This window comes from Streptomyces sp. NPDC051776 (assembly GCF_040681345.1).
Classification (GTDB): Bacteria; Actinomycetota; Actinomycetes; order Streptomycetales; family Streptomycetaceae; genus Streptomyces.
The window spans coordinates 181,022-194,671 of the sequence record NZ_JBFAYQ010000006.1 but is presented as its reverse complement, the minus strand read 5'-3'; the positions used below and the strand labels follow the sequence as shown (position 1 = coordinate 194,671).

Sequence of the window (13,650 nt, the reverse complement as noted above, 5' to 3'; positions counted from 1 at the left end):
CTCCGGTCCTTCCGACCCGACGAGGTGGGGCGGTCCGGAACCCGGTTCCGGACCGCCCCACCTCGTACGTTCAGGGAGCCGTGGGCAGGACTCGTCCGCCCTTGCGTGGCTGAGCGAGCGCCGCGGTCAGCGCATCCTTCCGCCCCGCGGCATCCGCATCCCTTTGGGCATCGGGCCCTTCGGCAGCGGCATGTTGCTCATGAGGTCGCCCATGGCCCGCAGCCGGTCGGTGACGACGGTCACCTGGCCGCCGGGCAGTACGCGGGGAAGCTTCATCAGGGTGGTGCGCAGCTTCTTCAGCTCCACCTGTCCCTCGCCGTCGCCCACGATCACGTCGTGGACCGGCACGTCGACGACGATGCGCGCCATCTTCTTCTTCTCGGACGACAGCAGGCTCCTCAACCGGTTCGGATTGCCCTCACCGACGAGCACAATGCCCGCCTTGCCCACGGCGCGGTGAACGACGTCCTGGCTGCGGTTCATGGCGACGGCGGGGGTGACCGTCCAGCCCCGGCCCACGTTCTCCAGCACCGCGGCCGCGGCGCCCGGCTGGCCCTCCATCTGACCGAAGGCGGCTCGCTCGGCACGGCGTCCGAAGATGATCGCCATCGCGAGGAAGGCCAGCAGGAAGCCCAGCAGACCCAGGTAGACCGGGTGCCCGATGGCAAACCCGATCGCGAGGAGAACACCGAGGGTGACGATTCCCACAGCGGCGACCACAAGGCCGACCTTGGAGTCGACCCTCTTGGTCATCTGGTACGTCAGGGCGATCTGCTTCAGACGCCCGGGATTCTCGGATGATTCCTGCCTCGCCATGCCCCAGAGTCTACGTGGCCCGGGGAGCGCGGTGGGCCACGGCCTCCAGTACGTGCTGGGCCTCCCGGCGGTCGCTGGCGCGGCGCCGGTCCTCGAGGACCGCGTTCCAGGCATTGCGGCGGGCGGTTCGCTGACCGTTGCGCATCAGCACTGCTTCGACGGCGCGCAGAGCTTCGGTGAAGGTCGGGATGGCGGTGGCGCGTACGGGCGCGGCCTGCATGACGTCAGTCCCCCTCGCGGCGTTTGGGGCGGGATCACGGTTCCCACCAGACTCATGGATGGGTGTTACCAGGACGTGACCGAGCGGTCAATCACCAATGAAACCCACGCGCGGAGCCGCCACATTCTGATGCGCTCCGAACGGGGGACGGCCGCAACCGATCGGAGGCGACAGGGCTCGGCGGGCTGCTCCGGGTGGCGACCGGCGGGGTGGCCGGTGATCGCTGGGCGGGCACCATCGGAACCCCCCTGACCGCTCGGGCCGACTCGACCGACCGCTTCAGGCCGGCCACTCAGGCCGACCGCTTCAGGCCGGCCACTCAGGCCGGCCACTCAGCGACCGCTTCGGCCGACCGCTCGGGCCGACCGCTTCAGGCCGGTTTCTCGACCGACAGCTCAGACCGCCTGCCGGGACGCCACCGCGGCCTCGCGGCGCTCCATCGCCTGCTGGAACAAGCGCCCGGCGCGGTACGAGGAACGGACCAGCGGCCCGGACATCACGCCGGAGAAGCCGATCTCCTCGGCCTCTTCCTTCAGCTCCACGAACTCCTGCGGCTTCACCCAGCGCTCCACCGGGTGGTGCCGGACCGAGGGCCGCAGGTACTGGGTGATGGTGATCAGCTCGCAGCCCGCGTCATGAAGGTCCTGCAGCGCCTGGCTGATCTCCTCGCGCTCCTCGCCCATGCCCAGGATCAGGTTGGACTTGGTGACCAGACCGTCCTCACGGGCCTTGGTGATCACCTCGAGCGAGCGCTCGTAGCGGAACGCCGGCCGGATCCGCTTGAAGATCCGCGGCACGGTCTCGACGTTGTGCGCCAGCACCTCGGGGCGGGAGGAGAAGACCTCGGCGAGCTGCTCGGGGACGGCGTTGAAGTCGGGGATCAGCAGCTCGACCTTCGTACGGCCCGCCTCGCGCTCCGCCGTCATCGAGTGGATCTGCCGCACCGTCTCCGCGTAAAGCCAGGCGCCGCCGTCCTCGAGGTCGTCGCGCGCAACGCCGGTGATCGTCGCGTAGTTGAGGTCCATGGTCACGACGGACTCGCCGACGCGGCGCGGCTCGTCGCGGTCCAGGGCCTGCGGCTTGCCGGTGTCGATCTGGCAGAAGTCGCAGCGCCGCGTGCATTGGTCGCCGCCGATGAGGAAGGTCGCCTCGCGGTCCTCCCAGCACTCGTAGATGTTGGGGCAGCCGGCCTCCTGACACACGGTGTGCAGGCCCTCACGCTTCACCAGGCTCTGCAGTTCGGTGTACTCGGGACCCATCTTCGCCCGGGTCTTGATCCACTCCGGCTTGCGCTCGATGGGGGTCTGGCTGTTCCGGACCTCCAGGCGCAGCATCTTGCGACCGTCGGGTGCGACTGCGGACACGTCCGGCACTTCCTTTGCTAGCGCGGCATTCGATTCTTCGGCGAACACCAGGGTACGCCCGTCATTCGTACGCTCTTACGCCCGTGCAACCGCGAGGGCAGGGGGCGCATTCCCGCGGCCCGCCCGGTGGACGTCAGACCGCGCGCGGCAGCGGTTCCGCCGCTTCCAGCACCGCTCTGAGGTGCTTCTCGGCCACCGGCAACACCTCGGCGACGGAGGTCCGGCGCCCCAGTTCGTTGGAGAGCGATGTCACACCGGCGTCGCGGATGCCGCAGGGCACGATCCGGTCGAACCAGGTGTTGTCGGGGTCGCAGTTCAGCGCGAAGCCGTGCATCGTCACGCCCTTGGCGACGCGGATGCCGATCGCGGCGAGCTTGCGGTCCTCGCGGCGCTGTCCGGCGTTGGACGGGGCGTACTCGGGGCCGCTCAGGCGCGGGTCGAATTCTCCCTCCTCGCCCGCCTTCGGCGAGGAGGGGCCAACGCCCGACCGGGGATCGAAGTCCAGCGACAGGCCGCCGAGGGCCGTCCGCTGCTCCACCGGGTCGCCCAGTACCCAGACGCCGCTGCGCCCTTCGATCCGGGTCGTCTCCAGGCCGAACGCGGCGCAGGTGCGGATGAGCGCCTCCTCGAGGCGGCGTACGTGGGCGACCACATCCACCGGGCGCGGCAGCTTCAGGATCGGGTAGCCGACGAGCTGGCCCGGGCCGTGCCAAGTGATCTTGCCGCCGCGGTCCACGTCGACGACGGGCGTCCCGTCGAGAGGGCGCTCGCTTTCCTCCGTACGCCGCCCGGCCGTGTAGACCGGCGGGTGCTCAAGGAGCAGGCAGGTGTCCGGAATCTCGTCGGCGAACCGGGCCGCGTGCACACGGCGCTGCTCCTGCCACGCCTCCTGGTACTCGACGGCGTCCTCCCCGAAGCCAAGGTGGACAAAGCGCAGCTCGCGCGGCTCATCACTCCGCGGCTCACTCACGACAGCTCCTCTTTCCCGCTTCCCGGGCGCCATCCCGCTTTCCGGGGTTTCCCGGGTTTCCCGGCTTCCCGGGTTTCCCGGGCGCGAACGCGCCCATGCCACTGTACGGCGGCCCCGCCACCGCTCCCCAGGCGGCTGCGGATCCGGCGCCGGAAGGCCGTGCCCGCGGCTTCGCGCGGCGGTGGAGCGGGCCGCCTGCGGCCGAGGGCCCGGGCGGAACGGCCGCGTCACCAAGGCCTCTGTCGTCCCCGCGGCAGGTGCTCACACGATCGGATGAATGCACGACATCGGCGCAGGCAACGCCTGCGCGGGCCGCTAAATTCGCGCCGTTCCACGAGGGCGTCCGAGCCCGGAAGGCAGGAGACCGCACAGCCGATGACGGATCGACCCCAGCAACGCACTCCCAACCGTCAGCTCGCCGCGTTCATCGCAGAAGCCGGGTTCTCCAACGCCGGGCTCGCCCGCAGAGTCGACCAGCTCGGCCTCGAGCACGGTCTCGACCTGCGCTACGACAAGACCTCGGTGACCCGCTGGCTGCGCGGGCAGCAGCCGCGCGGCACGACACCCGCACTGATCGCCGAGGTGTTCTCCCGCCGCCTGGGCCGGCGGCTGTCCGCCCAGGACCTCGGGCTCGACGCCTGCGGACCCGTCTACGCGGGGCTGGAGTTCGCCGCCTCGCCCGCCGAGGCCGTTGACATCGTCAGCGGTCTGTGGCGCAAGGACTCCGGCAGTCACGCCGAACTCCGCAAGATCGCCTTCACTCCGGCCAGTCTGGTGGTGCCCAGCCGGGACTGGCTGATCGGCCGCCCCGACGACAAGGTGGCCCGCAGCACCGAGTCCGCGCCGGCCGCACCACCCGCGGAGACCGCGGCCCGGCCGCCCGTACGCGGCCGCCCCCTTGTGCCGCGGCAACGGCAGACGGCGCCCACCGAGCCCGGCCAGAAGGTCACCGCGGGCGACATCGCGGCCCTCCGCTCGGTCGGAGAGCTGTTCCGCACACTGGACCAGGCGTACGGAGGCGGCCACGCCCGCCAGGCCCTGGTGCGCTACCTCGAGCACGAGGCCGAGCCGATGCTGCGCGGCTCGTACGGCGAGACGACCGGGCGGCGGCTCTTCGCGGCGGTCGCGGACCTGACCCGGCTGGCGGGCTGGACCTCGTACGACATCGCCGCGCACGGACTGGCCCAGCGCTACTTCGTCCAGGCCCTGCGGCTCTCGCAGGCGGCGGGCGACCGGCACTACGGCGCCTATGTGCTGCTGACGATGAGCCGGCAGGCGGTCTATCTGGGGCACGGGCGGGAGGCGGTGCAGCTCGCCCGCGTCGCTCAGCAGGGTGCCGGGAGCAGCCCCCCTCCCGTGGTGCAGGCGCTGCTGCACGCCGTGGAGGCGCGCGGGCATGCGGTCATGGGCGAGGTCCGGGCCTGCACGGCGTCGCTGGCGCGCGCCGAGCGTGCCCTGGAGCAGGCCAAGCCGGGCGACGAAGTGCCGCACTGGGCACGCTTCTTCGACGAGGCGCAGCTCGCCGACGACTTCGGCCACTGCCACCGCGACCTTCAGCAGTACCGTGCCGCCGCCCAGCACGCGGAGCGCTCGCTCCAACTGCGCGCCGTGGGCTACGCAAGGAGCCGGTTGTTCTGCCGCGTCGTGCTGGCCTCCGCGCGGCTCGGCCTCGGCGAGCTGGACCAGGCATGCGTACTTGGTGCGGAGGCCGCGGCGCAAGCGGCGGAGATGCGGTCGACCCGTGCCGCGGAGTACGTGCGCGAATTCGAGCGAAGGCTCGAGCCGTACAAGGACACTGCCGCGGTGCGGTCGTTCCGGGAACGGGTGTCCGTGCTGAACTGAGCCCGAGCGGTGGGAGGTTGGGCCGCGGCGGGCAGCGGAGAGCGCCTGCGGCCGTCAGTGGTCGGCGGTCGGCGTCCGGCGGGCAGCGGAGGGCGCCTGCGGCGGTCGGCCTGCACCGGGAGCGGCACGGGCTCATGTGCCCGTACGGCACGGGCAGGGGCGTCGCCCCTTCGGCAAGGCGGCGGGCGGCGATCGACGGACAGCGGGCGGCGATCGACGGGCCCCGGGCGGGGGTCGTGTCGGGGGAGTGGGGCCGCCCGGCGCCGCGGCGCCGGGCGTTCCGTCAGGCCGCCGTGGGCAGAGCCGCCGGTGTCCCGGCGTCCGGGAGCCCGAAGTCGCGCAGCGCCGCGGACGCCGCGCGCCCGCCCGAGACGATCGCTCCCTGGACCGTGCTGGTGTCGCGGTGGTCCCCGCACACGTACAGCCCTGCCAGCACCCGCACCGGGCGCCGCCGGTCGTGCGGTGCCCGCATGGCAGGAACCGCTTCGGGATCGTGGTGTGCGGTCACGAGCTGCCAGCCGTCGGCCTGCGTGCCGTACAACTCGCCGAGGTGTGCGCGGGCCGCCTTGTCGAGCGTGGTCAGCGGTTCGCTCGCGGCGTCGCCGAGGACGACCGAGGTCACGAGCGTCCGGCCGTGCGGAGCACGCGACCGGTCGGCCGCCGTCACCACGATCGTGTGCGAGACGGGCCCCTGCCGGTCCCCGTCGACCACGAGCGCGGGTTCGGCCATGGGGGGCGCGTCCGCCGTGTGGTGCAGCACCGTCGTCGGATGGAAGGCCGGAAGCCGAAGCCCCGGGAGGAGGTCGGCCGCTGCCCTCGCCCCCGTCGCCACCACCACGGCACGGCAGGCGAGTTGACCGTGCTCGGCGGTATCCACGGACGTGGTGGACGCCGATACGGCGCGCACCCCCGTGCGTACGGTGCCGGACGGCAGGGCCGCCGCCATCAGCTCCGGCACGGTCGAGGCACCGCCCGTGGGCACGCTGAGCCGTTCCCGGGCGAACGCCTGCAGGGCCAAGTCCGCACAGCGGCTGGAGGTGGTGAGCTCCGGGTCGCTGAGCAGGGCCGTGAGCAGCGGCCGCAGAAAGCACTCGACCGTACGGGAGGGCAGGCCGCGGGTGCCGAGCGCCTGGGCGGTGGGCACTTCGGGCCGGGCGAGCACCCGTTCCGCGGGCATGGCGGCGAGCCGGTTGAGGAACGAGGCGACCCGCGCCTGGTCGAGCGCCCCGCCCAGCGGCGACCTGGCGGCCGAGGCGAGGGCGCGGGCGGCGGTGAGCGGGCCGCGTGCGCCGCGGCTCTCGGCGAAGCGCTGGCTGCGTCCGCCCTGACGCACCAGCACTCCGTGCGAGAGCGGCCGGAGTGCCAGCTTCTCCAGGCCGGGCGTACGGCGCAGCTCCGCGGAGGAGGGGGTGAGGAAGTGCGCGGTGCGGTCGAGACGGAAGCCGTCCACCTTGTCGGTGGACATACGCCCCCCGACGTACGGCGCCGCTTCCAGGACGGTGACGCCGAGTCCGGCGTCGGTCAGACGGCGGGCCGCGGCGAGGCCGGCCACGCCCGCGCCCACGACGATGACGTCCGTCCGATCTGTGCTGTGCCGTGCTGGGCTGCTGAGCACGTCCCCTCCCCGAGGTCGGCTGTGTCCCGCGCTGGCGACCTGCGGGTCGCAGGATCGCAGGGACCTCATGCCCTCAACAGCCGTGGGAAATGCTCCTGTTCTGGACTGGTGTACGGAGGAATCCAGCCGATCCCGAAAGCGCTGTCCATTGCTGTGACGCAGGTCGCCCAACTGCCGGGTTTCACCGCCGGTTCCGTGGTGCCGGGCAGCGCGTTGCCGTCCGCCGTCCGCCGTCCGCCGTCCGCCGTCCGCCGTCCGCCGCTTGCCGGACCGGCGGCACGCTCACCGCCCCAGGGCCGCCCGCAACGCGCTCTCAGCCGTCGGGTGGGCGAACGGGAAGCCGGAATCCAGCAGCTTCCTCGGCAGCACCCGCTTGCTGCCGAGAATGTCCTCGGAGAACTCGCGCAGCGTGAACCGCAGTACCCGCGCCGGTACGGGGAAGGCTGTCGGCCGGTGCAGCAGCCGTCCCAGCAACTCCGTCACCTCGCGGTTGGTGAGGGGCTCCGGCAGCGTGCAGTTGACGGGTCCTGCCAGATCCTCGGTGTCCAGGATGTGCCGGATCGCCGCGACCTCGTCCTCCAGCGAGATGAGGCTCCAGAACTGCCGCCCGTCGCCGAGCCGTCCGCCCAGTCCCACCTTGAAGATCGGGAACAGCCTCCGGCCGAACGCCCCGCCCCGGGCGGAGACGACAGGCGCGGTCCGGGTGAACACCGTACGGATGCCCGCCTCGGCGGCCGGTGCCGCCGCCTCCTCCCAGGCGACGCAGAGATCGGCCATGAAGCCGTCACCGGGCGGTGCGCTCTCATCGACCTCGCGGTCACCCCTATCGCCGTAGTAGCCGACCGCGCTGCCGCTGACCAGCACCCGGGGCGGGGTGTCGAGCGAGGCCACGGCCTCGGCGATCGCGGCCGTGCCCAGCAGCCGGCTGTCGCGGATCTCCTTGCGGTAGGCGGGAGTCCAGTAGCGGTCGCCGACTCCCGCGGCCGCCAGGTGCACCACCGCGTCGCAGCCCGCGATCCCCGAGGCGTCGACGTGCTGCCTCCGCGGATCCCAGCCGGCCTCGTCGGCCGCTCTCGGCTGCCGCCGCACGAGGCGGACCACCTCGTGCCCGTCCGTGCGAAGGGACCGCACCAGGGCGGTGCCGATGAGGCCGGTCGAGCCGGTGATCGCGATACGCATGCGGGACATCCTGCCCGGACCCGTACCCGCAATGCCGAACGACGACCGGCGGATGGCACAGTGTCTCCCATGTCCGACTCAGGCATACGACCCGTCATACGCCGTGCCGTCCGCGCGGATGACCCCGCGCTCTCCGAGCTGGACCGGCGCACCTGGTCGACCCTGCACGCCGTGCTGCCCGGACCCCCCGAGCCGGGCGACCCCTTCTTCGGCGCCATGCACCCGCCGTCCCACTTCCTGGTCGCGGAGTACGAGAAGCGGGTCGCCGGCTACCTCCGTCTCGTGACCCCCACCCCGCTCCCCGCCAACGCGCACGTCCGGCAGATCCAGGGGCTCGCCGTGGACACCTGGGCGCGGGGGCACGGCATCGCGCGGGGGCTGCTCGACGCGGCCTGCGAGGACGCGAGGGCACAGGGCGCGAGCCGTATCACGCTGCGGGTGCTCGGGCACAACGGCCCGGCGCGGCGCTTGTACGAGTCGTCGGGCTTCGTCGTCGAGGGCGTGCTGCCGGGGGAGTTCCTGATCGACGGGCGTTACGTGGACGATGTGCTCATGGGGCGCAGCCTGTCCTGACGGCTGCCGTGCCGGCGGAACTCAGGGCCGGAACGCGTCCCACAGCTTGGGGAACCGCCCCTCCAGCGCCCCGTCGTCCTCGAAGTTCAGGGCCGTGCCCTGCGGCTCGCGCGGTGGCTGCGGCAGCCCGAGGTCCGGGGTCTCGATCCCGGTGAGCTGCTCGTACGCCTCGTCCGCCGCGTAGCCCAGCTCCTCCGCGTCCCCGTCGACCTCCTCGTCGAAGTCGTCGAGCAGGTCGGCCAGGGTGTCCGGGTCGTGCATCGCGCCTTCGAAGACCTCGCGGCCCTGGCCGATCAGCCAGCAGCGGAAGTTGTCGAAGGCGTCATCGCTGGCGCCGCCCAGGAGGACCCAGGCGGCGCCCCAGACGTCCCAGCGGTAGGCCCGGTTGAAGCGGGCCTCGAAGTGACGGGCGAAGTCCAGCACGGCGTCCGGGTCCAACTGCACCAGCCTGTCGATGACCAGGTCGGCCTGCTCCTCCGGGTCGCCCTCGGCGGCCTGGCGGGTGCTGTCGATGATCTCCCAGAACTCCGTCTCGTCCATCACCCGACCAGCATCGGCCCTCGCCTCCCGCCCCGCACCCGGAGCCGCCCGGATGCGGCTGTGTCGTTATCGGGCTCGGCGGCGGTGGTCGTCCACGGTGTCGTGGGCCGCGGTCGCCGTTCGCTCGGCGTCCGCGGATCCGCACCACCGGGCGGGGCCGCACCGAGGCGAGAAAGCCCAGCGCCGACGTGCGGAAACACGACAGAGGATGTCCGGATTGAGTGACAGGGTCGTCGCACACGGCAGCAGGTACGGAGAAAGGAAGCACACGTGAGCGCAGCGCGCGCACTGACCGGCAAGGTCGCCCTCGTCGCGGGAGCGACCCGCGGCGCGGGGCGGGCCATGGCCGTGGAGCTCGGACGGGCCGGGTCCACGGTCTACGCCACGGGCCGTACGACCCGCGACCGCGTCAGTGAGGTCGGCCGGACGACGGAGACCATCGAGGAGACCGCAGAGCTGATCACGGATGCGGGAGGCGAGGGCATCGCGGTCCCGACGGACCACCTCGACCGCGGGCAGGTACGGGCCCTCGTCGAGCGCATCGACCGCGATCACGGCCGGCTCGACATCCTCGTCAACGACATCTGGGGCGGAGAGCACCTGCTCGAGCACATCGAGCAGCCGAAGAAGGCCTGGGAGTGCGATCTGGACAAGGGCCTGCGGATGCTGGAGCTGGGCGTGAAGACCCACATCATCACCAGCCATGCCGCACTGCCGCTCCTGGTCCGGCGGCCCGGCGGACTGGTCGTCGAGGTGACGGACGGCACCGCGGACTCCAACAGCGACTACCGGGAGAACTTCTTCTACGACCTCACCAAGTACGCCCCGATCCGGATGGCCTTCGGCCTCGCGGAGGAGCTGAAGGAGCTGGGCTGCACCGCGGTCTCCCTCACCCCCGGCTTCCTGCGCTCCGAGCAGATGCTCGATGCCTTCGGCGTCACCGAGGAGAACTGGCGCGAGGGCGTACGGATCGTGCGCAGCTTCTGCATCTCCGAATCGCCGGTCTATGTCGGCCGGGCCGTGGCGGCCCTCGCCTCGGACCCCGATGTCGCGCGCTGGAACGGGCAGTCGCTCTCCAGCGGGCAACTGGCCCGGGTCTACGGCTTCACCGACACCGACGGCACCCGCCCCGACGCCTGGCGGTACATCGAGGAGGTCGAACGCGCCGGCCGCGACGCCGACGACACGGGCTACCGCTGACGCCGGTTCAGGGGGTTCACGGCGGGCGGCTGGTGCCGCCCCCGCCAAGGTCTGCCCGGTAGCGAGGCGTCCTGATGCGGCCCGATGCAAGGCGCAGGATCGGCCTCGTATGGGGTCTGCCCGGTTGATCCGGCAACACAGCGGACGGCCGTGCCAGGGCGGCGAGGGGGGCACACCGTGCCGGGGCGGCACTAGCTTCCGTACAGCGCCACCGAGCGGGCCGCAGCGTCGGCGAACCGCTCGCGAAGCTCCTGCGGTTCCATCACCTCGGCCTCCGGTCCCAGCATCAGCAGCTGGCTGAAGGCCACGTCCAGCGACTCGACGGGCAGGGTGACCGTCACCCAGCCGTCCTCCCCCGGCTCGGCGGCCTCAACCGCCTCCCGTCCCGCCGCGCGGTCGGTCACACGGGGCAGTCGCCGTGCCCCTGCCTCCGAGAGCCGCAGGACGACCGTGTCCCGAAGGATGGAGCGTGCGAACGCCTCGGCGCGCTCCGCCCAGAACGCCTCCAGATCGAAGGACTCGTCCCGCACGAAGCGCGCGGATCCGGGCTTGACCTCGGTGAACCGGTCCACCCGGTAGACCCGGTGGGCGGAACGCGCCCCGGTACCGGCCCGGGAGGACGTCCCGCCGTCGGCGGGCTCCGCGCCGTCGGCCGACTTCCCGCCACCGGCGGACTCAGCGCCGTCGGCCGACAGCCCGTCACCGGCGGACGCCTCTCCGTCCGCGGGCGCCCCTGCCGGGCGGGCCGCCAGATACCAGACCCCGGCCTTCAGCACGAGGCCGTACGGCTCGATCTCCCGCGCCACCTCCCCGCCCGCCCGGCGGTAACGGGCGCTGAGCATGCGGTCGTCCCAGACGGCGGTCGCGATTTCCGGCAGCAGTTCCGGGGTGTCGGGCTCCTGCCACCAGCCGGGCGCGTCGAGGTGGAAGCGCTGGGCGGCGCTCGTCGGCGCGTCGCTCAGCTCCGGCAGCAAGGCGGCCGCCACCTTCAGCCGCGCCGCCGAGCCCGCGTCGGCGAGGCCGAGTTCGCGCAGCGCCGACGGTACCCCGGAGAGAAAGAGCGCCTCGGCCTCCCGGCGGCCCATGCCCGTCAGACGTGTGCGGTAGCCGCCGATCAGGCGGTAGCCGCCCGCGCGCCCCCGGTCCGCGTACACCGGCACCCCGGCTTCCGAGAGGGCGAGGACGTCGCGCGCCACGGTGCGCTCCGAGACCTCCAGCTGCTGCGCCAGTTCGGCGGCCGTCATGGACGGCCGGGACTGGAGCAGCAGCACCAGCTTGATCAGCCGTGCCGCACGCATGGATTCATCATGCCCGGCGCCTCCGACAGCGGGCTGGGCACGGCCGCTTCCGCAAGCGGGGGGAGGGGGAGGCACACGAGGGGGACAGGTTCCAGGCGGAGGGAGACGAAGGGCGAGAGGTCAGGGAGAGATCCACCAGGGGAGAGACGACGGCGCCCCCGCCCGGAGCGATCCGGACGGGGGCGCCGCTGCGTACGCGGTCCCGCGGAGGGCCGGGGCCGATGCCCGATGCCCGAGGGCGTCAGAGGCCGAGGTCGACCTCGAACTCGCCCGCCTCCAGGATCTCCTTGACGGCCACCAGGTAGCGGGCGGCGTCGGCGCCGTCCACCAGGCGGTGGTCGTAGGAGAGCGACAGGTACGTCATGTGCCGGACGGCGATGGTCTCGCCGAGCTCCGGGTGGTCGACGACCACCGGGCGCTTGACAGTCGCACCGATGCCGAGCAGGGCCGCCTGGTTCGGCGGCACGATGACCGTGTCGAACAGCGCACCGCGCGAGCCGGTGTTGCTGATCGTGAAGGTCGCGCCGGACAGCTCGTCCGGGGTGATCTTGTTGCCACGGACCTTGTTCGCCAACTCTGCGGTCTTCTTGGAGATACCGGCGATGTTGAGGTCGCCCGCCCCCTTGATGACCGGGGTCATCAGACCCTTCTCGGAGTCCACCGCGATACCGATGTTCTCGGTGTCGAAGTAGGTGATGGTGCCCTCGGCGTCGTTGATCCGGGCGTTGATGACCGGGTGGGCCTTCAGCGCCTGGGCAGCGGCCTTGACGAAGAACGGCATCGGCGAGAGCTTGACGCCCTCGCGCTGCGCGAAGCCGTCCTTCGCGCGGGAACGCAGCCGCATGATCCGGGTCACGTCCACCTCGACCACCGAGGTGAGCTGGGCCTGCTCGTGCAGCGCCTTCATCATGTTGTCGCCGATGACCTTGCGCATGCGGGTCATCTTGACCGTCTGGCCGCGCAGCGGGGACGGCTGGACGGAGGGGGCCTTGGCGGTTGGGGCGGCGGCCGGAGCCGAGACCGCGGCCTTCTGCGCCTCGGCGGCGGCGATGACGTCCTGCTTGCGGATACGGCCACCGACGCCTGTGCCCTTGACCGTCGCCAGGTCCACGCCGTTCTCCGCCGCGAGCTTGCGCACGAGCGGCGTCACGTACGCGCCCGCGCTCTCGCCCGCGGGCGCGGACGGGGCCGGGATGGACGGCGCGGCCGGAGCTGGTGCCTCGGGGGCAGCGGCGGCGGGTGGGGGGGCCGGGGCGGGGGCGGGCTCCGGCCGCGCCGGGGCGGCAGCCGGAGCCTCCGCCTTCGGGGCCTCGGCCTTGGGAGCCTCCGCGGCGGGCGCGGGCGCCGGGGCCTCGGGGGCCGGGGCCGGAGCGCCACCGGCGGCGCCGATGACGGCCAGCTTTGCGCCGACCTCCGCGGTCTCGTCCTCGCCGACGAGGATCTCGAGCACGGTGCCCGCGACGGGGGCCGGGATCTCGGTGTCGACCTTGTCGGTCGAGACCTCGAGCAGCGGCTCGTCGGCCTCGACCGACTCGCCGACCTGCTTCAGCCAGCGGGTCACGGTGCCTTCGGTCACCGACTCGCCCAGTGCGGGCAGGACGACCTCGGTGCCCTCGGCCGAGCCACCCGATGGAGCGGCGGCCTGGGCCGGAGCGGGTGCCTCGGCCTGAGCGGCCGGGGCGGGGGCGGCCTCGGGCTGCGGGACCGGCTCGGGAGCCGGCTCGGCCGCCGGGGCGGGAGCCGCCGCGGGCGCCCCGCTGCCGTCGTCGATGACGGCCAGCTCGGCGCCCACCTCGACGGTCTCGTCCTCGGCCACCTTGATGGAGGAGAGCACACCGGCCGCGGGGGCCGGGATCTCCGTGTCGACCTTGTCGGTCGAGACCTCGAGCAGCGGCTCGTCGGCCTCGACGCGTTCGCCCTCCGCCTTCAGCCAGCGGGTGACGGTGCCCTCGGTCACGCTCTCTCCGAGCGCCGGCAGGGTTACGGAAACCGCCATGGTTTCGGTTGCTCCTTAACGATCTGTGCGGATGGGT

At 72.6% G+C, this 13,650-nt stretch carries 12 protein-coding genes; 3 read left to right on the top strand and 9 right to left on the bottom strand.

Annotated elements, in window-relative coordinates; genetic code table 11:
- Positions 1-126: 126 nt before the first annotated feature.
- The 4 genes from AB0M26_RS08075 to lipB all read right to left on the bottom strand — a co-directional run bounded on the left by AB0M26_RS08075 (position 127) and on the right by lipB (position 3,370).
- Positions 127-816, bottom strand: coding sequence for a DUF4191 domain-containing protein (locus AB0M26_RS08075; protein ID WP_365256320.1), 690 nt, complete (start codon positions 814-816; stop codon positions 127-129).
- Between the two features lie 10 nt (positions 817-826).
- The gene (locus AB0M26_RS08070) at positions 827-1,036 is read right to left on the bottom strand and encodes a hypothetical protein (protein WP_365256317.1); all 210 of its coding nucleotides are present in this window, start codon (positions 1,034-1,036) and stop codon (positions 827-829) included.
- A gap of 395 nt (positions 1,037-1,431) precedes the next feature.
- The gene (gene lipA, locus AB0M26_RS08065; RefSeq protein ID WP_365256314.1) at positions 1,432-2,400 is read right to left on the bottom strand and encodes a lipoyl synthase; all 969 of its coding nucleotides are present in this window, start codon (positions 2,398-2,400) and stop codon (positions 1,432-1,434) included.
- Between the two features lie 133 nt (positions 2,401-2,533).
- Positions 2,534-3,370 (bottom strand): lipoyl(octanoyl) transferase LipB, encoded by an 837-nt coding sequence (gene lipB, locus AB0M26_RS08060; RefSeq protein ID WP_365256311.1) that lies wholly within the window; start codon positions 3,368-3,370, stop codon positions 2,534-2,536.
- Positions 3,371-3,745: 375 nt separating this feature from the next.
- On the opposite strand from lipB, the gene AB0M26_RS08055 reads away from it, so the two are divergent.
- Complete coding sequence (locus tag AB0M26_RS08055) at positions 3,746-5,212, top strand: regulator (RefSeq protein WP_365256308.1); 1,467 nt, start codon at positions 3,746-3,748, stop codon at positions 5,210-5,212.
- A 283-nt stretch (positions 5,213-5,495) separates the two neighbouring features.
- Here AB0M26_RS08055 and AB0M26_RS08050 read toward each other — a convergent pair whose 3' ends face one another.
- Together AB0M26_RS08050 and AB0M26_RS08045 are read right to left on the bottom strand one after the other, a co-directional pair.
- Positions 5,496-6,827, bottom strand: a complete 1,332-nt coding sequence (locus tag AB0M26_RS08050) for an NAD(P)/FAD-dependent oxidoreductase (protein WP_365256305.1) — start codon at positions 6,825-6,827, stop codon at positions 5,496-5,498.
- A 282-nt stretch (positions 6,828-7,109) separates the two neighbouring features.
- On the bottom strand, positions 7,110-8,015 hold the full coding sequence (locus tag AB0M26_RS08045) for a TIGR01777 family oxidoreductase (protein ID WP_365256302.1): 906 nt from the start codon (positions 8,013-8,015) through the stop codon (positions 7,110-7,112).
- Between the two features lie 60 nt (positions 8,016-8,075).
- Here AB0M26_RS08045 and AB0M26_RS08040 point away from each other — a divergent pair, with 60 nt between their 5' ends.
- Positions 8,076-8,579 carry a GNAT family N-acetyltransferase gene (locus AB0M26_RS08040; RefSeq protein ID WP_365256299.1) on the top strand — a complete coding sequence of 168 codons (504 nt, stop codon included), beginning with the start codon at positions 8,076-8,078 and terminating at the stop codon, positions 8,577-8,579.
- Positions 8,580-8,600: 21 nt separating this feature from the next.
- On the opposite strand, the gene AB0M26_RS08035 is transcribed toward AB0M26_RS08040, so the two are convergent.
- Positions 8,601-9,119 (bottom strand): DUF4240 domain-containing protein, encoded by a 519-nt coding sequence (locus AB0M26_RS08035; RefSeq protein ID WP_365256398.1) that lies wholly within the window; start codon positions 9,117-9,119, stop codon positions 8,601-8,603.
- Positions 9,120-9,389: 270 nt separating this feature from the next.
- Between AB0M26_RS08035 and AB0M26_RS08030 the strand changes: the two genes are divergently transcribed.
- Entirely contained in the window at positions 9,390-10,319 is a 930-nt protein-coding gene (locus tag AB0M26_RS08030; protein WP_365256296.1) for an SDR family oxidoreductase, read from the top strand.
- A gap of 191 nt (positions 10,320-10,510) precedes the next feature.
- Here the strand turns inward: AB0M26_RS08030 and AB0M26_RS08025 are convergent, their stop codons facing one another.
- Together AB0M26_RS08025 and sucB are read right to left on the bottom strand one after the other, a co-directional pair.
- Positions 10,511-11,617: a WYL domain-containing protein gene (locus AB0M26_RS08025; RefSeq protein ID WP_365256294.1), complete on the bottom strand. Its 1,107-nt coding sequence runs from the start codon at positions 11,615-11,617 to the stop codon at positions 10,511-10,513.
- A gap of 241 nt (positions 11,618-11,858) precedes the next feature.
- Positions 11,859-13,613 (bottom strand): 2-oxoglutarate dehydrogenase, E2 component, dihydrolipoamide succinyltransferase, encoded by a 1,755-nt coding sequence (gene sucB, locus AB0M26_RS08020; protein ID WP_365256291.1) that lies wholly within the window; start codon positions 13,611-13,613, stop codon positions 11,859-11,861.
- Positions 13,614-13,650 lie beyond the last annotated feature (37 nt).

What these genes read in the sequence shown, in the direction of transcription:
- AB0M26_RS08025 (WP_365256294.1), bottom strand. Translation starts at nt 11,617, where the DNA reads ATGCGTGCGGCACGGCTGATCAAGCTGGTGCTGCTGCTCCAGTCCCGG.
- AB0M26_RS08075 (WP_365256320.1), bottom strand. Translation starts at nt 816, where the DNA reads ATGGCGAGGCAGGAATCATCCGAGAATCCCGGGCGTCTGAAGCAGATC.
- AB0M26_RS08040 (WP_365256299.1), top strand. Translation starts at nt 8,076, where the DNA reads ATGTCCGACTCAGGCATACGACCCGTCATACGCCGTGCCGTCCGCGCG.
- AB0M26_RS08070 (WP_365256317.1), bottom strand. Translation starts at nt 1,036, where the DNA reads ATGCAGGCCGCGCCCGTACGCGCCACCGCCATCCCGACCTTCACCGAA.
- AB0M26_RS08055 (WP_365256308.1), top strand. Translation starts at nt 3,746, where the DNA reads ATGACGGATCGACCCCAGCAACGCACTCCCAACCGTCAGCTCGCCGCG.
- AB0M26_RS08045 (WP_365256302.1), bottom strand. Translation starts at nt 8,015, where the DNA reads ATGTCCCGCATGCGTATCGCGATCACCGGCTCGACCGGCCTCATCGGC.
- AB0M26_RS08035 (WP_365256398.1), bottom strand. Translation starts at nt 9,119, where the DNA reads ATGGACGAGACGGAGTTCTGGGAGATCATCGACAGCACCCGCCAGGCC.
- sucB (WP_365256291.1), bottom strand. Translation starts at nt 13,613, where the DNA reads ATGGCGGTTTCCGTAACCCTGCCGGCGCTCGGAGAGAGCGTGACCGAG.